Origin of the sequence: Bartonella sp. HY328, assembly GCF_025449335.1 — a bacterium.
In the GTDB taxonomy this organism is placed as follows: domain Bacteria; phylum Pseudomonadota; class Alphaproteobacteria; order Rhizobiales; family Rhizobiaceae; genus HY038.
Window position 1 is genome coordinate 1617317 of sequence record NZ_CP104883.1, and the last position, 18011, is coordinate 1635327.

The 18011-nt window shown below is 38.5% G+C and carries 17 protein-coding genes; 7 read left to right on the forward strand and 10 right to left on the reverse strand.

Translation table 11 applies throughout. From position 1 onward, the window contains the following. Positions 1-99 precede the first annotated feature (99 nt). The 4 genes from N5852_RS06880 to N5852_RS06895 all read right to left on the reverse strand — a co-directional run bounded on the left by N5852_RS06880 (position 100) and on the right by N5852_RS06895 (position 3137). Positions 100-513: a Fur family transcriptional regulator gene (locus N5852_RS06880; RefSeq protein ID WP_262097100.1), complete on the reverse strand. Its 414-nt coding sequence runs from the start codon at positions 511-513 to the stop codon at positions 100-102. Between the two features lie 60 nt (positions 514-573). Further along, the gene (locus N5852_RS06885) at positions 574-1374 is read right to left on the reverse strand and encodes a metal ABC transporter permease (RefSeq protein WP_262097101.1); all 801 of its coding nucleotides are present in this window, start codon (positions 1372-1374) and stop codon (positions 574-576) included. Then, complete coding sequence (locus tag N5852_RS06890; RefSeq protein WP_315973207.1) at positions 1367-2182, reverse strand: ATP-binding cassette domain-containing protein; 816 nt, start codon at positions 2180-2182, stop codon at positions 1367-1369. Before N5852_RS06890 ends, N5852_RS06885 begins: the two co-directional genes overlap by 8 nt. A 205-nt stretch (positions 2183-2387) precedes the next feature. Then, positions 2388-3137 (reverse strand): SOS response-associated peptidase, encoded by a 750-nt coding sequence (locus tag N5852_RS06895; RefSeq protein ID WP_262097102.1) that lies wholly within the window; start codon positions 3135-3137, stop codon positions 2388-2390. Positions 3138-3316: 179 nt separating this feature from the next. On the opposite strand from N5852_RS06895, the gene N5852_RS06900 reads away from it, so the two are divergent. The 3 genes from N5852_RS06900 to N5852_RS06910 all read left to right on the forward strand — a co-directional run bounded on the left by N5852_RS06900 (position 3317) and on the right by N5852_RS06910 (position 4890). Continuing rightward, the gene (locus N5852_RS06900; protein WP_262097103.1) at positions 3317-3688 is read left to right on the forward strand and encodes a TIGR02301 family protein; all 372 of its coding nucleotides are present in this window, start codon (positions 3317-3319) and stop codon (positions 3686-3688) included. A 191-nt stretch (positions 3689-3879) separates the two neighbouring features. Beyond that, positions 3880-4137 carry a hypothetical protein gene (locus N5852_RS06905; RefSeq protein ID WP_262097104.1) on the forward strand — a complete coding sequence of 86 codons (258 nt, stop codon included), beginning with the start codon at positions 3880-3882 and terminating at the stop codon, positions 4135-4137. Positions 4138-4224: 87 nt separating this feature from the next. Continuing rightward, positions 4225-4890: a hypothetical protein gene (locus tag N5852_RS06910; RefSeq protein ID WP_262097105.1), complete on the forward strand. Its 666-nt coding sequence runs from the start codon at positions 4225-4227 to the stop codon at positions 4888-4890. Positions 4891-5121: 231 nt separating this feature from the next. Here N5852_RS06910 and sodC read toward each other — a convergent pair whose 3' ends face one another. Then, on the reverse strand, positions 5122-5676 hold the full coding sequence (gene sodC / locus N5852_RS06915; protein WP_262097106.1) for a superoxide dismutase [Cu-Zn] SodC: 555 nt from the start codon (positions 5674-5676) through the stop codon (positions 5122-5124). A gap of 228 nt (positions 5677-5904) precedes the next feature. On the opposite strand from sodC, the gene N5852_RS06920 reads away from it, so the two are divergent. The 3 genes from N5852_RS06920 (at position 5905) to cysE (ending at position 8055) form a co-directional block, all read left to right on the forward strand. Beyond that, complete coding sequence (locus tag N5852_RS06920) at positions 5905-6378, forward strand: DUF192 domain-containing protein (RefSeq protein WP_262097107.1); 474 nt, start codon at positions 5905-5907, stop codon at positions 6376-6378. A gap of 6 nt (positions 6379-6384) precedes the next feature. Further along, the gene (locus N5852_RS06925; RefSeq protein ID WP_262097108.1) at positions 6385-7155 is read left to right on the forward strand and encodes an alpha/beta fold hydrolase; all 771 of its coding nucleotides are present in this window, start codon (positions 6385-6387) and stop codon (positions 7153-7155) included. A 69-nt stretch (positions 7156-7224) separates the two neighbouring features. Next, a complete protein-coding gene (cysE, locus tag N5852_RS06930; protein WP_410004202.1) occupies positions 7225-8055 on the forward strand; it encodes a serine O-acetyltransferase in 831 nt (276 codons plus the stop codon). A gap of 269 nt (positions 8056-8324) precedes the next feature. On the opposite strand, the gene N5852_RS06935 is transcribed toward cysE, so the two are convergent. After that, positions 8325-8753, reverse strand: coding sequence for an HIT family protein (locus N5852_RS06935; RefSeq protein WP_262097110.1), 429 nt, complete (start codon positions 8751-8753; stop codon positions 8325-8327). A gap of 609 nt (positions 8754-9362) precedes the next feature. Between N5852_RS06935 and N5852_RS06940 the strand changes: the two genes are divergently transcribed. Next, a complete protein-coding gene (locus N5852_RS06940; RefSeq protein WP_262097111.1) occupies positions 9363-12752 on the forward strand; it encodes a type I secretion C-terminal target domain-containing protein in 3390 nt (1129 codons plus the stop codon). Between the two features lie 569 nt (positions 12753-13321). Here N5852_RS06940 and N5852_RS06945 read toward each other — a convergent pair. The 4 genes from N5852_RS06945 to N5852_RS06960 form a co-directional block, all read right to left on the reverse strand. Continuing rightward, positions 13322-14152 (reverse strand): cell envelope integrity EipB family protein, encoded by an 831-nt coding sequence (locus tag N5852_RS06945; protein ID WP_262097112.1) that lies wholly within the window; start codon positions 14150-14152, stop codon positions 13322-13324. Between the two features lie 496 nt (positions 14153-14648). Next, positions 14649-15923: an ATP-dependent Clp protease ATP-binding subunit ClpX gene (gene clpX / locus N5852_RS06950; protein WP_262097113.1), complete on the reverse strand. Its 1275-nt coding sequence runs from the start codon at positions 15921-15923 to the stop codon at positions 14649-14651. 296 nt (positions 15924-16219) lie between these two features. Beyond that, complete coding sequence (locus N5852_RS06955; RefSeq protein WP_262097114.1) at positions 16220-16843, reverse strand: ATP-dependent Clp protease proteolytic subunit; 624 nt, start codon at positions 16841-16843, stop codon at positions 16220-16222. A gap of 217 nt (positions 16844-17060) precedes the next feature. After that, on the reverse strand, positions 17061-17852 hold the full coding sequence (locus N5852_RS06960) for a glycosyltransferase family 32 protein (protein ID WP_262097115.1): 792 nt from the start codon (positions 17850-17852) through the stop codon (positions 17061-17063). Positions 17853-18011 lie beyond the last annotated feature (159 nt).

The following is an 18011-nucleotide window of genomic DNA, read 5'->3' on the forward strand; positions in this document are numbered from 1 at the left end:
GTAAATAAAAAAATCTAATATCAGTATATTTTTAGCTTATTAGCTTTGAAATAACTTGCCAATAAGGTTGAATGATCGATATGAAGTCTATAGGTGATACTAGGCATTACTCGGTTCTTCAGCACAATTTTCGCAAAGGCCACGAATTTCCAAAGTTGTTGCATGGGGGCGGAAATTAATCTTATGCATGTGGTCGTGGACTTCATGTTCGATGACGTGATTACTAAATTCATGAACCTTGCCACAGTTTTTGCAAATAGCAAAAGCAACGAGATGATGGTCATCACAATCGGGATGGGCGCAGGCAATATAGGCATTTAAACTTTCAAGCTTATGCACTGCACCAATGGCAATCAATTTATCTAAAGCGCGATAAATTTGTAGCGGAGCGCGAAAGCCATCATTACGTAACTGGTCAAGAATTGCGTAAGCGCTTAACGGTGCCCGTTCTTTCTTGAGAACATCAAGAACGAATTTTTGGTTTTTTGTTAGATCACCAATTGGGGACATCATCGATTACTCTTTTCATAAGTCATACCAGCAAATATCAGCTGATAATCACGTTTAATGCAGCTAAGTTTTGTTTTTTAGCAAGCTGAATGGTAAAAGGCAAATAACAAAAAGGACAAAGGCGGCAACCACAATTGATGGCCCTGAAGGCGTATTGAATATTTTTGACATTTGCAATCCAGCTGTTGAAGAGATAATGCCGATGACGCTTGAAAGCAAGGCCATGATTTCAGGTGTTGATGATAAACGCCTTGCCGTAGCTGCTGGCAAGATTAAAAGAGCAGTAATGAGCAAAATGCCAATAATTTTTATAGCTACTGCGATGATAAGAGCTAGCATAAGCATAAAGATGATTTGCGCCACTTCTGGGTGCAGGCCTTCTGCTTTGGCAAGGTCATTGTTAACAGTGCCAGCAATGAGTGGTCGCCAAATAATACAAATTATCGCAATTGCTAAAACGCCACCAAGCCATATCATGGCAAGATCAAGCCTTGAAACTGATAATACGTCACCAAATAAATATGCGACAAGATCTTGGCGTACCGTTGTTAAAAAGCTTAAGATAATTAAGCTAATTGCAAGGCTGGAATGGGATAAAACACCAAGCAACGAGTCATTTGAAAGTGTGTGTCGGCGTTGCAAAAGTAAAAGGATAATAGCTAGCATTGTTGTGACAATGAAAATGCAGACAGTCATATTGATGTTTGACATAAGGGCGAGCGCAACACCAAGTAGCGCAGAATGGGCCATAGTATCGCCAAAATACGCCATTCGCCGCCAAACAACAATGCAGCCTAAAGGGCCGGCTGCCAATGCAATACCGATGCAACCAACCATGGCGCGCACAAAAAAATCATCAAACATTGGCCTTATCCTGTGGTTTTTCGTCTGGCTGGATTAAATGATGATGTTTGCCATTTTCGCCATATGTATCGCCTTGGCAAATACTACCATCTGGGTGGTGATTGTGATCATGTTGGTGGCGATAAAGTGCAGCAGAATTTTTGCCACTTCGTGAAAATAACGCAACATATTCAGGGCTTTTTGCGACTTCTTCTGGCTTGCCACTACAGCAAATATGGCCGTTGAGGCATATCACACGGTCGGATGCTGCCATTACAACATGTAAATCGTGAGAAATTAATAAGATTCCACAATTAAGCCGTTCTCTATATTGGGAAATCAAATCATAAAGCTCTGCTTCACCACTAAAGTCAACGCCTTGCAAAGGTTCATCTAAAACAAGTATATCAGGTTTGGTTGCCGCAGCTCGTGCCAACATTACTCTTTGTAATTCTCCGCCTGATAGGTCGAGAACCTGTGCGGACCGCAAATGTAATGCACCAACCTCAGCCAGTGCTGCATTGGCATCTTCTATTTTTAATTTATGGGTCAGTTCCATGAAGCGCCCGACACTCATTGGCATGCTACGGTCGAAATTAAGCTTTTGTGGTACATAGCCAACCCGTAAGTTCGGTGCTTGCCAAACGGTACCCTCATTGGGCTTTAAAATTTTGAGCGCCATTTTTGCAGTGGTGCTTTTACCTGAACCATTAGGGCCAATAAGAGTTATGATTTCACCACGCGATAATTCCATGTCAATATTGCGTACTAGCCAGCGATTATTACGAAAAATACCGGCATGTTGAAGTTTTATCAATGAGGACGACACGAAATTAAACTTTCTAACAAAGGGCTTAATCTATTGTTTAAATGATAAATAAATTGAGTATGTCCGCTATATACACATAAATGATTTGGCCTTGATAACAATCAATGCTTTAAAACATTATTGCGCTAGTTAAAGACATATAATTTTTATTGTTATAACATAACATTTAAAAACGCAATTTTTAAAATAAGCATTATTTATTTTTTTAAAAAAGGGAGAGCTGGTCAGGGTGGCTTTGGGATTTACTGGTTGTTTCTAATTCTTGTATTTCATCTAAAAGGTCTTCGCTGCGATAATTAACATCATTAACCTTAGTTGATATTTTTCGCACTAAGAATTTTTCCGTACCAAGTGGGCTTAGCATTCGCAAAACATCTTCACCACGGTAGTTGCGTACATCTAACCAGGTTTGATAGTTTTCTTTTGAAATAATAAGCGGCATACGTTGATGTATTATTTTTATGTCATCATTGGCGGCGGTGGTTATAATTCCTGCGGTATCAATTTCGGTACCATCTGCACCGCTCCATGTTTCAGCAAGGCCTGCAAAGCCGATGAGCGAACTATTGGCAGAGGTAATATAATATGGCTCGTTCTGCTTAGTTTTATTTTTTTTCCATTCAAAAAAACCGCTTGCCGGAATGATAATTCGCCGGTGGTTAAGAGCATTTCTAAATGATTTTTTTATGTGTACCGTTTCCGCCCTAATATTAAAGGTAAGCGGCCATTTATCCGGCTCTTTGGCAAAGGCTGGGATAAATCCCCAGCGCATTAGGCTGGTATCATGAGGAGGAAGGTTGCTGTTTTCAGGTCGTGCAGCTTCTGGGTGCTTAATGATTAGAATTGGCTGAGTTGGTGCAATGTTAAATAATTGTGGTACTGCTATTGGAACAATCGTGCCAAATTGTTCCTCAATTTTTGCTGTATCAGCCAAAAGGGTAAAGCGACCACACATGAAATATCCAGTTTAAAATTTTTCTTCATTATTATAGACTTAAATGAACAAAATAATAGATGCAAATAAGCAATATGTGTAAAAACTAAAAACTTAATAATAAAAAGATTTAACCTTATTTAACAAGTTTTTGACAAGATACGCCTTTGTTGCAGTCGTTTATTAAGGTATTTTTGTTCGTGAAAAACCGTGTTTTAGCTATTATTATTATTATCGCCAATATTATGCCTATATCTCAAGGCTTCACCCAAAATATTAGCTATGATAAGAAGTTAACGCGTTTATCTGAAGTGTTAGGTTCGCTCCATTATCTCTACAGTCTATGCGGTGATGAAACCTCATTATGGCGAGATAAAATGAATTTACTCCTAAATGCCGAGCAAGCTGATGCGTCAAGAAAAGCAAAATTAACTAATGCTTTTAATAGTGGTTATCGTGCTTTTTCAGAAAATTATTATCAATGCACCCCAGCGGCATTAAGTGCGATAAAGCTTTATAATGATGAGGGGCAAAAGCTTTCACAAGAGTTAATTGATCGTTTTGGTAATTAGTCTATTTGTTGAAGTTATAGCTTTAGTATTAAATTAGCATTCGTTGTTACGCCTAGCATCTCTGTGTCATTGGATTATAAGCAAATTAACCTTTTTTCCAGTTATATTACCAAAGCCAAAACAATTATGATATTCTAAGGTTGAATTATAGTGCCGTCGCTCTTTGCGTATCAATAGAGAGATAACCAAGAATGAAGAATAGTCAAAATGACCTGGCATTAATCATTGCTCAGGAAAAAAAGCTTGTTGCTAGTGAAACGCAGGCAGAAGCTTGGGCAAATGGTATATCTAACGGTATTGAACCGGAAATTTTGGCAGAGGCTGCCTTTGCGACTGCGCTCGAACATTTACTCTTGTTTAAGCAGGAAGAAGATGCGCTAAATTTTGTGGATGTTATTCGCGAGCGGATAATTATGGGGGAATTTCTTAACCATAAGACGGTACAATAGCCTCGTCGCCTACTATTCGTTGCAATATATGATTTTCAGGTTCAAATAGGCCGTTAATTTCATTCACAGTTATAAAATTTGGTAAACATGTTAAAAAGCATAAATCAATCTATTCTGGCACTGGGGCTTGCATTCATATTGGCAAGTGCTCCGTTGCAAAATGCTTTTTCAAAAATAGAACAGCCAGATTTTCGTGGAGTTATCGACAAGAATATCCCAGATCCAGAAAGTGCCTTTGGGCCATTTGATGATGATGCAAGTAAAGGCGATTTATTTGCTCATCCTTTACCTGTTGTTCTTTATGATCAAACTGCTTTGCCAGCAATAGTTGGTGATATGCGCTTAAAGATTATAAATGCTGCAAAAACGGGTGAGATAGAGGCATTAAGACCATTGCTTGGTACAGGTGACAATGAAACGCAACTCCGGCTCACCGATGAGGGGGGTGATCCAATTGAGTTTTTAAAAGAGATTTCTGGTGATGGAGAAGGCCTTGAAATCCTTTCGATCATTATTGATTTGCTTAATTCTGGCTATGTCCATCTTGATCAAGGTACAGACCAAGAAATTTATGTTTGGCCTTATTTATTTGCCTATCCAATAGATAAGTTGACCAAAGCCCAAATGGTTGAAACCTTTCAGATTATGACAGCTGGTGATTTCGAGGCGATGAAAGATATTGGCGCCTATTCTTTTTTTCGTATTGGGATAACACCTGATGGAAAATGGCAGTTTTTTGTCAGTGGGGATTGATTCTAAAGAATATATTTTAAATTTTTTTATAGCGTTGCAGGTACTCAATCTTCACCTTAACAGTAACATTTTTACGATTGGATAAAGAGAATTTTGCATAATATCTGTTGTTTTGGTAAAGTTATTTATTTTGTCTGTTGCGAATACATATTTTGAATAATTAGAGCACGCTTTTTGATTGTTGAAGCGATAACGCGCTCTAAATAATTTATTCTATTGTTAAAGGCATAATTATTTTATCACACCGCAAGCCATCCTAGCTCCGCCGCCGCCAAGTGGATGAGGATGATCTGAGTAGTTTTCGCCACCAATATGGATCATGAGTGATCGATTTTTAATGCTTGCAAGGTTTTTTAATTTCGGTGCAAGGACTGGGAGGTTGGCGTTGCCATCAGCATCAGCATAGAGCGGCGGTAAATCCCCTAGATGGCCTGTGTCATCCCAAGGCGTTGAATGCTTTCCAGTATTTTCTGGGTCTAAATGACCGCCAGCTAAACCCGCCGGAATTATTTTGTCTCCATCTTTTTTAGGGCCACAATCGGCATTACTGTGAACATGAAAACCATGGATACCATGTGTTAAACCTTTGATATGCGGAGTAAATACTAAGCCATAAGGTGATTGTTCCACATTAACTGTTCCCAATTGGCTTCCGTTGTCTTGATCTGTTGCCTCAAAGATTTCAATGGTTAAGTTATTTTTATTATCCGCATGAGTTTGCGCTTGTAAACTTTGTGGGATTAAAAGTGTTGCCAAAAAAAATGTTGTCGCTAAATATTTTTGCATTTCATCCTCCTAAATTTGATTGGGCATTTTAAAAAGTATAGTTTTTATCGTGCCGTTTATATTGTAACGAGTGGCCATTTCAAAAATATGGCACTGACCGTAAATTAAAAAAGGCAGACTTGGTTAAATATATTGCGATATGCTGCTCGCCATGATTTTATGAATTTTTGCTTGCAAAATAAGATCAGCTTTTGCAAGGTAAAGCAAATCATCGATGGGGATTTAAAGATGAAAACGATATTTGTAGCTATAGTTTCTATATTTATGCTTTCAATAAATGCAATGGCGCAGGAGCCAATGCGTTTGGAAGTTAATTCTGCGCCAATTAGTTTTTTAACCGCGAGTGGAACACATAATTATTCGGTTGAAATTGCGCAAAAACCTGAAGAACTAGAAGCAGGGCTCATGTTTCGTAGGGATTTTCCAACCGATCGGGCAATGCTTTTTGTTTTTGCAGCACAGCGCGATATCATGATGTGGATGAAAAACACGCCTTTACCACTTGATATGGTTTTCGTTGATAATGACGGTAAGGTTGTCTCCCTTGCATATAACACCACGCCGGAATCAACTATTCTTATCTCTTCTGGTTTTCCAACCCGCTACGTTGTTGAATTGAATGCTGGCGAAATTAAAAAAATGAATTTAAAGCAAGGTGATTGTGTGGTTCACCCTGCTATAGAAGCAAAATGTGTTAGGTAATAAAAAATGCAAAAAGATGATGTTAAATATTTTGAAAGTGATGGCTACACTCTTGCCTATCGAGATAAGGGTGAGGGGGAACCCATTTTATTGATCCATGGTTTTGCATCATCTTCATGGGTAAATTGGGTTGCACCAGGTTGGTTTCGTACCTTAAATGACGCGGGATATCGTGTTATTGCAATTGACAATCGTGGGCATGGTTTCTCCCAAAAACCTCATGACGAGCAAGCTTACACACCTGAGGCTATGGCCGATGATGCAGTGCGCCTCTTAGACCATCTTGCTATAGAAAAGGCTCATATTATGGGCTATTCAATGGGAGCAAGAATTACTGCATTTGCGTGTTTGCGGCACCCAAAACGTGTAAAAAGCGCTATTTTTGGCGGTCTTGGTATTGGTATGGTGACGGGAGCTGGTCGTTGGGAGCCGGTCGCGGAAGCCTTATTGGCAAAGGATGTCGATAGTATCACCAATAAACGTGGTTTGATGTTTCGCAAATTTGCAGATCAGACCCAGAGTGATCGTTTGGCTTTGGCAGCTTGCGTTATCACCTCAAAAAAAGAACTCACGGCTGGTGAGGTTTTCCAAATAAAACAACCGGTGCTGGTAGCTGTTGGTAGTGCTGACGAAATCGGCGGCGATCCTAGCGCGTTGGCAGCCTTATTGCCCAGTGGTGAATCCTTGATTATTGAGGGGCGCGATCATATGTTAGCTGTCGGCGACAAGATTTATAAAAAAGGTGCTTTGGATTTTCTCGCACGCCATGCTATCTAATAGAGGTAGAACCGTTCCAGTTTGGCGTTTTTATCAACGCTCAAAAATGCCAATTGAAAGATGAACTTGATGAATTCCGCCGCTAATCCAATATTTTTTGATAGAAAACTTGCTGTTGATGATTTATGGAACCGCATATATTTTGAAGCTGAGGCTGCCATTAAACATGACCATACAATGTCGGGGTTTATTTATCCCGCAGTTTTAAAGCATAAAAATTTGCGCATGGCGGTGATTAATCGTTTGGTTGATCGGCTTTATCATCAAGATCTTGATCAAGATGTTTTGCGGCAAACTCTAACCGAGGCCGCTGCAACAATTAAAAATTTTGATGAAATCTTGAGTGAAGATATTGCTGCTGTTTTTGATTTGGATCCTGCATGTCATCGTTTAATGGATGCCTTGTTATATTTTAAAGGCTTTCATGCTTTGCAAACCTATCGACTTGCCAATGCTTTATGGCAAGCGGGGCGCATAGATTTTTCCTATTATTTGCAAAGCCGATCATCTTCAGTTTTTCAAACAGATATTCATCCTGCTGCAACCATTGGTAAGGGTATTTTTCTTGATCATGCCACAGGTTTAGTTATTGGTGAGACCGCAGTTGTTGAAGATCATGTTTCCATCCTTCATAGTGTAACATTAGGTGGTACAGGCAAGGCTGGCGGTGATCGTCATCCTAAAATCCGGCATGGTGTTTTGATTGGTGCAGGCGCAAAAATTTTAGGCAATATTGAAGTTGGTCATTGTTCAAAAATTGCTTCAGGTTCTGTTGTTTTAAAAGATGTGCCTGCTGGCGTTACAGTTGCCGGAGTGCCTGCGCGCATCATAGGCGAGGCGGGCTGTACTGAGCCAGCGCGCAATATGGATCAAACCTTAATAGCTGGTGACGGCATTTGAAATCAATAAATTTTATACAAAATTCATTAAGCTGAATTTTTAAGTCAAAGCTAGCGTGCTTGGCCGTTAGAGTTTCACTTAATCTTTCTAGTTTGTGTGGCATAATTAGGTTAATTGATAATTTCATAACCATGTCTTTCTATTAAGTAATTGAAACCGATATTAATTTGGTTTCCTCATTCATAAAATTTAGGCATGGTCATGATCAGTTAGTTGAATATAAGTCAAATTTAAATTGGGGTAAGCTCTTAAATTATTGAAAAATATGATTATTTTTCAATGACTGCACGTATCTTTTTTGCTTGTTCTTCAAGGTGATTTGCATCTGCCATGCCGCCAATATGTGGTTTTAAGGCAATGCCATCAAAGCGCGGTATGACATGAAAGTGAAGGTGGAAAACACTTTGGCCACCTGCAGTCTCATTAAATTGCATAACGGTTACACCGTCGCTATTAAAAGCTTTTTTTACGGCATTTGCAATTTTTTGTACGGTAAGAATGGTCTTCATTAATGCTTCTGGTTCTGCATCAAGAATATTACGTGAAGCTTTGCGCGGAATAATGAGAACATGGCCTTCGCCTTGGGGCATAACATCCATAAGTGCAATCGTGTTTTCATCTTCATAAACACGAATTGAGGGAATTTCATCGCGTAAAATTTTAGCAAAAATATTGTCATTGTCATAGTGTGTTGTCATTTTATCTCTCCAATAATAACGGGGTAGCGGTTTTAAAATGGAAAATATGCTGATGGTAGCGAGTATAATTAAAAAAATCTCTATAAAAACCTAAAATAACATTAAGTACTTAAAATTCTAGTGGTTGATGTTGCTCCTACCTGTTCACACGAAAGATTTTAAACCAGATTTTTTATCTTGCGATAGCTAAGGCTGCGTATAAATTCATATATTTTTTAATTTCATTATATTATGAATAGTTTATATAAAATTATATGTAATTATAAGATTATAATTATAATTTGTATGTTGATTAAGAATGTTTAGTTGTAAATGATAAATAATTTATATTATTATTTATTAAATTAGTACTAAATTATTTTGTTTATTTAAAGAAAATTTGAAAAAATCTATTGATGTTTTCTGTGTTTTTATAGTATTGATGAACTAATTTTTATTCGGGGTTTTGCTTGGGGTTAGGAAGCAGTTTAATTTATTGCTAGGGTGTTTTAAAAGGCGATGATTACTGCAAATTATTTCAATGCAAAGAAATATGATTTGTTTAACTTCAGGCTTTTGGTTGCATAATGTTACCACATTGCTTGGTAGTTTTTGAAAAGGCGGGGAAATATGGCTGCAATATCATTTGTTGGAACTAGTACTTCTGATCACAAAATTCATCTTGGTTTTGATTCCAATCAGGAGAAAAAAGTTCTTTGGTTCAATATTGAAGATTGGGTGGCTGGCTCTGAGGTATTTTTAACATTATTAAGTAATCCAGGTGTTGTATATAATGGACAGTACGATGCGGCTACAGGTTATTGGATGGTCGATTTAACTAGTGCTCCTGATTTTAACCCTGGTTTTCTGTCGTTCTCAGCAAGTATAATAGCGCCCACAACGGCAGATAGTGCTAATCTTTCTGGTAGACTTCATATTTTGCCTCCGATAGCGGAGGTGCCAGAAATAAATACGTTTACTGATAATGTTGGACTTAAGCAAGGAAACTTTGATTCTGGTACTGAAACTGATGATCGTACAATTACTCTTAATGGTAAAGTTGGTGATGACTATCTAAATAATCCTGAAAAAGATTACTACAAGCTGGTCATCTATCAAGATGGTGTTCGCATTGGTACGGCAACTATTGATGCGAGTGGTCAATGGTCTTACGATGTACCTGATGTTTTGGAGCATAATAAAGATTATAAATTTGAAGCTCGTTTTGAAGATGATGGCGGAAATTTAGGCAATTATTCTAAAGCATTCGAAGTGGATGTTAGATTAAGTATTTCTGTAGATTCTCTCACAACAGAAGATACTACTCCAGTATTAACTGGTGATATAGGTTTTGAGGTGTTGCCCGGTGAATATGTTACTGTGACACTAAATGGCAAGACCTATAGTTCTGCCAATGGTCAGGTTGTTGTTGATCAAACCAAAATGACATGGTCTGTGCAAGTTCCGGATAGTGATGAATTAGATGAAGGAACTTATGAAGTAGTTGCAGCTTTACATAAGTCTACTGGCGAAATTATTGTACAAGATAATACTGCTAATGAACTGCATATTGAAATTCCTATACCACCACCAGTTGTTGAAGCCAATGATGATGAAAAAGCAACAGCGATGACGCTTGGCGAAAATGGCCAATGGAAAATTTTTACTAACGGAACTGTGCTGGATCAAAACGCAACGGATCGCAAGACTTTTGGCTCGTTTGATCAGACACATTTGCAGGGTAAAGATGTTTATGGTCCAATAAATAAGCCAACTGCTGGAACCCAAAATGGAACTTGGTTAGATATAAACCGTGATGGCTATATGGATTTTGTTTCCAATGATGGTAATGCTGAAACCGGCCAACAAATGTATTATAATATTGGCAACAATGTTTATTTGTCTTATCAAATTGGTAGCCAATATAGAAATGGACCAGATTATAATCCGAAGGCCAATGTAATGGCTCAATATGCCGGTGTTATTGGCTTTGACAAAAATGGTGATGGCTATGCTGATATTGCCTATGGTAACATCGCTCCCGGTCGTTCTGGTTTTGTTACATCACCTGGAAGTGGTTCAACTTCTAATCGTACATGGGACAGTCAAATCGTTAGCAATATCAACGGCAATGTCCAATCAATGGTAAAAGACAAAAACTTTACCGATTCTCGTCTTGGTGACTCTAATTTTAATTATTCTTCAAATGCCTATAATGCGCAGCCTGGCCCTGAAATTTCAGGTGTTGATCTCAATAATGATGGTATTGTTGACCTCGTTTATCATGGCGTTAGTGGTTATAGTAAGCTTGGTAATGAAAGGCCGGATGTTCGCCGTATGAGCAATGATCAACAACGTTTGGTTGTTGTGTCAAGTGACGGTAAAGATGGTTACTCTACAAGTCAGATTATTAATGGTGTTTTCCAGAATACAGGCAAAGCAAATTCCACGACCAGCAACGCTATTTCCATGACATGGGCCGATTTTAACGGCGATGGTTTCATGGATTTGTTTATTGGTCGGGGCAAGGCTCAAGATGGCCATTCTGAGTATGAAAGTCGTATTCTCTACAATGATGGCAAAGGCAATCTAGGCTCGACTGCTCCCAATGGCATTGGTACAGCTAATAATATCCATTGGTTAGGGGATGATTTGCAGGGTGGACCATCGATCGCTGTGGATTGGAATGGCGATGGTAAAATGGATATCATCGAATTACCGGCCTATTCTGTTGGTAATGGCGTTACTGCAGATGGTACGACGGGTACGGTTAATCTTTATACCAATAATTCAACTTCAGCTGGTAATAGCTTTACAACATCTAATCTTTTGGGCGGAACTAATACTATCGGTGTAAACGGTACAGTTAATGCTCATAAGAGTCCTGGTAAAAATGATCCGGTAACGGGTGCAATTGTTGCCGATATTAACTGGGATGGCGCGCAGGATCTTATGATTTTCACGCAACAAGGCAATACCGAAATTGTACGAAACAAGACGACAATTGCGCATGGTACTGCTTTGCATTTCCGCATTCTTGATCAAGAGGGCATCAATTCCTTCCTTGGTAATACGGTGCAATTATATGATTCAAAAGGTAATCTTGTTGCGTCCCAGATCTTAAATCCGCAGTCAGGAAACCAAACAAGTGATACATCAGGCATTGTTAATTTTTATGGATTAGATCCTAATGAGACCTATTCACTTAAATTACTACGTAACGTAAAAGGCGTAAGTGCAAATATCGACTCTACAGTTAATGAAGCTTGGGGCGGATTTGTAGCTGGTGAAGCATATGATGCCCATGTATTGACTGCGGAGCATGGGGATAGTTCAAAAAATGCTAATTTAGGTAACGGTATTGTAGGCACGGGGTATAATGATACATTCTATGCTACAAAAGGTACTGATAAATATGATGGTGCCGGTGGCTGGACTGTTGTTAATGGTGTAAAAAAGTGGAGTGATACTGGCGGTCTTGATATCATTGATTTTAAATTAGCTGGTAATACTGCGATTAATGTCGATTTAAGCAAGACAACCTATCAAAATACCGGGTTTAATACTGTGTCGTTGAAAAATATTGAAGGCGTTGCAGGCGGTAATGGTAATGATACCTTTACAGGTAATGACCAAGATAATTATTTCAATGGTCGTGGTGGGGATGACACCTTTAATCTGCATAATAATGGTCATCATACTTTGATTTATGAACGTATTGACCAAAATGATGCAACCGGTGGCAACGGGCACGATATTGCCAATGGTTTCACAGTCGGTGACTTTAATAGCAATGCCAATGCTGATCGCATTGATCTTTCTGGCTTGTTGATCGGTTATCAGGATGGAGTTAGTGATATTTCAGATTTTATTTCTGTGCAGCAACAAGGTAATAACACTATTATCTCAGTGGATATCGACGGGAAGAATTCACAGTTTTCGAGTTCTGCGATACTGACCTTAAACAATGTGCTGACGGATTTGGATACACTAGTTAATAATCATCAGATTATTGTTTAATCACTCCTATCGTTCAAATTTAAAATTTGCTTCTCATGCCATCAGGTGTGGGAAGCATTTTAATTTGTGCTGGGTAATTCTAAAAAATGCAAGCTCTAGGTTTCAATAATTAAAATGGAACGGCGCTATAGGCAGCAAGTTAGACCGCCGAAAAAATGGCTGATGGTTTGATTATGTTTTATGCCGAAGTTGAAGGCTTGTTTGGGCCCTTTTAAAATATTGTATTTTTATGTCGTGTTTGTTGGATAGGGCTGAAAATATGCGATTTCCAGCATTACTAGCTTTTATCTAATAACGTCAGTTTCTTTTATCCAATGAAAATTTCGCTTGCATTGGCTAAAAAATTAAAAAACCTGTGCCTAAGCTTTCTATGCTGGTTTGAATGTTAGGTGGGGCAGCCAAATCAAGATATTCAAATTTAAATAAAATGCAATTTGATGCTTTTTTTAAACAAAAAGTATTAAACTGCACTCCATTTTTTTGGTAAAAATACTTTTTTTATCCTTTTAGCTTGCCAGTATGTTTAAAAACTTCAGTTAACTCTAATTGCGTTGAAGTTGATTTAGCGACTAATTGCAGTCGGTCTGTCCCTTATCAAGCAATTCAATTTTAATCAGCTTTCCTTTAATGGAAAAATCGCCATAATCCATAACTAGGTCGCGGGTTACACCATTTTTGTAAAGTAAAAAACTGGTGCGATAGGTCGGGAGACCGTCTTGATTATTGCTATCATCAAAATAAGAAATATTCACAGGCCATGCTGGCTCTTCACCAAGCTTGCCCATGATTTTGGTCTCATCGTCGGGCTTTGGTGTGATTGATTTACCAATCACCACATTGGTTGGCGTTATTTTATCGGCATCTTCGGAGCCATCAAAAATATTGGTGTTAAAAAAATAATTATTATTCAAGGCATGATTGATGATTTCAATTGTATGGGCAGTTGGAAAAACAGCTTTTTCTAACTGGAGATTTGTTAGTTCAGGTTTTTTAAGTTCAATTTTTAAACCATCATCGTCAAGCTCCGCGCTACCATCTACTTCTTTGGTTAACTCTTGGTCGGTAAAGCTTTTGCTTTTAAAACTGAATTTCTTGCCATTGGCGCTTTCCACAGTTGTTACCTGTTGATCGCTCATTCGTTGGGGTAGTTCACTTAAATCAACTTTGCTAACAAAGCGAAAATTGGTTGTAAAACCTTTGCATTTATTGCCGGTGAATTCATAAACCATTCGGCCAGAAAAGCCAGAAATTCCTGACTTATCGCTGGCATTATCTAATTGTAATTCATAAACACCGCGATAGGGAGCAAGCTCATCGATTGTTGCGGCAAAACTAAGAGACGGTGTTAATGTTGAATATAAGCCGATTGTTAAAATCATTGGGCTGATATAGCGATGCATAGGCTTACTCCTAATCATGAAAATATCTCGGTTTGTTAATTAACTTGTCCCAAAAAATTGAGCAATATAGTTTAGACACTAACCATAAAAGGTAAATGAATTCCAATTTTTTTATCGTTGTTGAAAATAACTTAAGGGCAGGGCGTATCAATTAACAAATAAACCCGATAATCGCAAAAATTAAAATAAATAAAGCGGCAACTCGGGGAAGCCAAATATGCATTAAGATACTGACGATGTCGGCTTTTTTTATCTTTTGAGGATATAGGAAAGTTTTGTCACGAACTTATCGAGCAGCCACTAAATCGTTCATATTTTTATGCTTCTTCTCAAATATAGGCTTTTGGGAGCTTGCAAAAAAATGTTCATACTATTTTGTTTAAACGATTGGTTCGTTATCCTAGATACAAAAACCGCATATTGATAAGGCAATAAAGCATTTTCAATATGCGGTTTTAACATTTGATTTCTAAAATGAGGTAGCTAATACCTATCTTTATGCGGTTGCATTTTCCTTTGCGACCTTGCGATCTGCATAGATATAAAGTGGCCGCGCATCGCCGCTTACCACATCACCAGAGATAACGACTTCGCGCACGCCCTCCAATGTTGGAAGTTCAAACATAGTATCAAGCAGAATTTTCTCCATGATTGAACGTAAGCCACGAGCACCAGTTTTGCGTTCAATTGCTTTATTAGCGATAGCGCGCAAGGCATCATCATGAAAAGTCAATTCAACGTCTTCCATTTCAAAAAGGCGTTTATATTGTTTAACCAGAGCATTTTTAGGTTCTGACAAAATACGAACTAAAGCATCAACATCAAGGTCTTCCAAAGTTGCAATTACAGGAAGACGACCGATAAATTCTGGAATTAAGCCAAATTTTAGCAAATCTTCTGGCTCAAGCTCGTGGAAGATTTCGCCAAGCCGGCGATCATCAGGCCCTGAAACATTGGCTGCAAAGCCGATTGATGTTTTTGCTCCACGCTCTGAAATGATTTTGTCAAGGCCTGCAAAAGCTCCACCACAGATGAATAGAATATTGGTTGTATCTACCTGCAAAAATTCTTGTTGTGGGTGTTTGCGTCCGCCTTGTGGTGGGACGGATGCAACAGTACCTTCCATAATCTTTAGTAGTGCTTGCTGTACGCCCTCACCAGAAACATCGCGAGTGATAGAAGGATTGTCTGCTTTGCGACTGATTTTATCAACTTCATCAATATAGACGATACCGCGCTGAGCACGCTCTACATTGTAATCTGCTGATTGCAATAGTTTTAGAATAATATTCTCAACGTCTTCACCAACATAGCCTGCCTCAGTCAAAGTTGTTGCATCGGCCATGGTGAAAGGCACATCAATGATACGTGCAAGCGTTTGGGCAAGGTAGGTCTTGCCGCAACCAGTTGGCCCAACAAGCATGATATTAGATTTTGCAAGTTCAATATCCGAGTTCTTTGATTGGTGAGCAAGGCGCTTATAGTGGTTGTGGACAGCTACAGCTAACACGCGCTTTGCATAGGATTGGCCAATCACATATTCATCAAGAACCGTCATAATTTCTTGTGGGGTTGGAACTCCATCAGTTGCGCGTACTGAGGAAGATTTATTTTCCTCGCGAATAATATCCATGCACAATTCAACGCATTCATCACAGATAAATACGGTAGGTCCAGCAATTAATTTGCGAACTTCATGCTGGCTTTTTCCGCAAAATGAGCAATAAAGCGTATTCTTGGATTCGCCGCCGGTGTTTCCAACTTTGCTCATCACTGTTTCCTTTCATACAGATATTATACGGGTTTATAATATCTGCTATTTAATTCTGCTTAAGCAAGATATCTAAATCCAGAAAGATTAAATATCTTTTCCCCTTTTAAGCCATATTTCCAGTTTTTGGATAAATGGCTAGCAATTTTTTTGTTTTTCAATCAAGCCGTTTAGCCTAAAGAATGAAAAACTTGGCCAATTTTTATGTCAATATTAAAAAGCAAATATTATACACTTAAAAAGGACGTTTTAAAATCTTTAATCAATAGCGAGGTTGGGCCTCGCTAATAATTGTATTATTCAGCTTCATTAACAACGCGTTTTTCAATGACATCGTCAATGAGGCCAAAGTCTTTTGCTTCTTGTGCAGTCATAAAATGGTCACGATCAAGCGTCTTTTCAACCATTTCATAGCTTTGCCCAGTATGTTTTACATAGATTTCGTTAAGGCGTCGTTTTGCCTTAATTAGATCTTCGGCATGACGTTGAATGTCCGAGGCCGCACCTTGGAAACCACCTGAAGGCTGATGCACCATGATGCGAGCATTGGGCAGAGCAAAACGCGAACCTTTAGCGCCCGCTGTCAACAATAATGATCCCATAGAAGCTGCTTGCCCCATGCAAAGGGTTGAAACATTGGGGCGAATAAACTGCATTGTATCATAAATAGCCATGCCTGCACTCACCAATCCACCTGGTGAATTGATGTAAAGGTGAATATCCTTTTTAGGATTTTCAGCCTCAAGGAACAAAAGCTGCGCACAAACAGTAATTGCCATATAATCTTCAACAGGGCCATTTATAAAAATAATACGCTCTTTTAAAAGGCGCGAAAAAATATCATAAGCTCGTTCGCCGCGATTGGTTTGCTCGACCACCATAGGAACAAGGCTCATTGCAGTTTCAATCGATTCACTCATTATATGGCTTTCATTTAATTAATTTTAATCTACAAAAAATAGATCAAATCTTAGTAAAATCTCGAATCACTGACTAATAGCGATAAGTTTAGTAAAATAGATAGGGTACTAGTCCCCCCTTTCGCAATAGTGAAAAAAGATAAGTTTTGTGTTAATGTGTTTTTTTATCAACAAATAGGTGATTGCTGTCGGCAATCGCTTATCTTTTTTTACAAAATTACGAAAGTGGTGTTCTTTTAATTGCCCAATCAAAAAAACTACCTTCAATTGGTGGTTGCTCTGTTTTGGCTTTTTTGTGAATGTGAAAGCCGATAAAATCCTTATGCAGTGTTGGTACAATGCCAAAGGCTGGATCAAATATTTTCTCAGCATCACGCCCTGACCAGTAATAGAAGCTTTCTCGAGGTTTGGCTTTATCAAAAAAATGATATTTTTTTGCAAGTCGAGATAGGCCGTCATTGCCAAAAACCGTTATACCAAGTCGATTAGGCTGTACTGGTTCACCTTTTAGCTTAAGTAAAAATGGCAACCATACCCGCTTTTTAAAGCCAAGCCATGAGGGCACAAGATTACTTCCCTTTATATAGTTTTCAAAATCGTTGATAATTGGATTATCGTGTGGGAGATAAAGGGCTGAAACGCCAATGCGTCTGGCATTATCGCTGGCAAGCCAAACTTCGCTTGGATTTGGATGAAATTGTTTTACTAAATATATATCCGTATCAAGCCAAACGCCTTTTTGGTATTTCATCAGCATAACGCGAAAAATATCAGAAAACTGTACGATAGAGCGTGAGGGCTTAAAGTTTGGAAAGCTAGGGTCAAGCTTATAGAGCAGTGAAAGCGGCAGGATAGGTTCAGCATCGCATAGCTCAACACCTTCTGGCACACCTTCTACGTTATTATGCGCATATAATTTAACATGCTGGCCAGTTTGTACCATAGATGCAAGGCAAAGTCGGTCAATATAGCGGAGTTTCTCTCCATACCAGAAGGTACAAATATCCATAAACATTTCCTGATCAAAGTAGTGTTCTACTACTTTAGAGTATTTTAGAGGTCATTAAAATACGTAATTTGGCTGTTTTACGCATTTATTTTTAATATTTGTAACCTACGTTAATGTGCAAGGTGAAAATCAAGCGAACAAGTTTTTTAAAGAACAAAT

Coding starts and splice junctions, on each gene's coding strand:
- N5852_RS06905 (WP_262097104.1), top strand. CDS start 3,880: ATGAAGAATAGTCAAAATGACCTGGCATTAATCATTGCTCAGGAAAAA.
- N5852_RS06940 (WP_262097111.1), top strand. CDS start 9,363: ATGGCTGCAATATCATTTGTTGGAACTAGTACTTCTGATCACAAAATT.
- N5852_RS06910 (WP_262097105.1), top strand. CDS start 4,225: ATGTTAAAAAGCATAAATCAATCTATTCTGGCACTGGGGCTTGCATTC.
- N5852_RS06945 (WP_262097112.1), bottom strand. CDS start 14,152: ATGCATCGCTATATCAGCCCAATGATTTTAACAATCGGCTTATATTCA.
- N5852_RS06955 (WP_262097114.1), bottom strand. CDS start 16,843: ATGAGTGAATCGATTGAAACTGCAATGAGCCTTGTTCCTATGGTGGTC.
- N5852_RS06895 (WP_262097102.1), bottom strand. CDS start 3,137: ATGTGTGGTCGCTTTACCCTTTTGGCTGATACAGCAAAAATTGAGGAA.
- N5852_RS06925 (WP_262097108.1), top strand. CDS start 6,385: ATGCAAAAAGATGATGTTAAATATTTTGAAAGTGATGGCTACACTCTT.
- N5852_RS06880 (WP_262097100.1), bottom strand. CDS start 513: ATGATGTCCCCAATTGGTGATCTAACAAAAAACCAAAAATTCGTTCTT.
- sodC (WP_262097106.1), bottom strand. CDS start 5,676: ATGCAAAAATATTTAGCGACAACATTTTTTTTGGCAACACTTTTAATC.
- clpX (WP_262097113.1), bottom strand. CDS start 15,923: ATGAGCAAAGTTGGAAACACCGGCGGCGAATCCAAGAATACGCTTTAT.
- N5852_RS06920 (WP_262097107.1), top strand. CDS start 5,905: ATGAAAACGATATTTGTAGCTATAGTTTCTATATTTATGCTTTCAATA.
- N5852_RS06935 (WP_262097110.1), bottom strand. CDS start 8,753: ATGACAACACACTATGACAATGACAATATTTTTGCTAAAATTTTACGC.
- cysE (WP_410004202.1), top strand. CDS start 7,225: ATGAATTCCGCCGCTAATCCAATATTTTTTGATAGAAAACTTGCTGTT.
- N5852_RS06960 (WP_262097115.1), bottom strand. CDS start 17,852: ATGGATATTTGTACCTTCTGGTATGGAGAGAAACTCCGCTATATTGAC.
- N5852_RS06885 (WP_262097101.1), bottom strand. CDS start 1,374: ATGTTTGATGATTTTTTTGTGCGCGCCATGGTTGGTTGCATCGGTATT.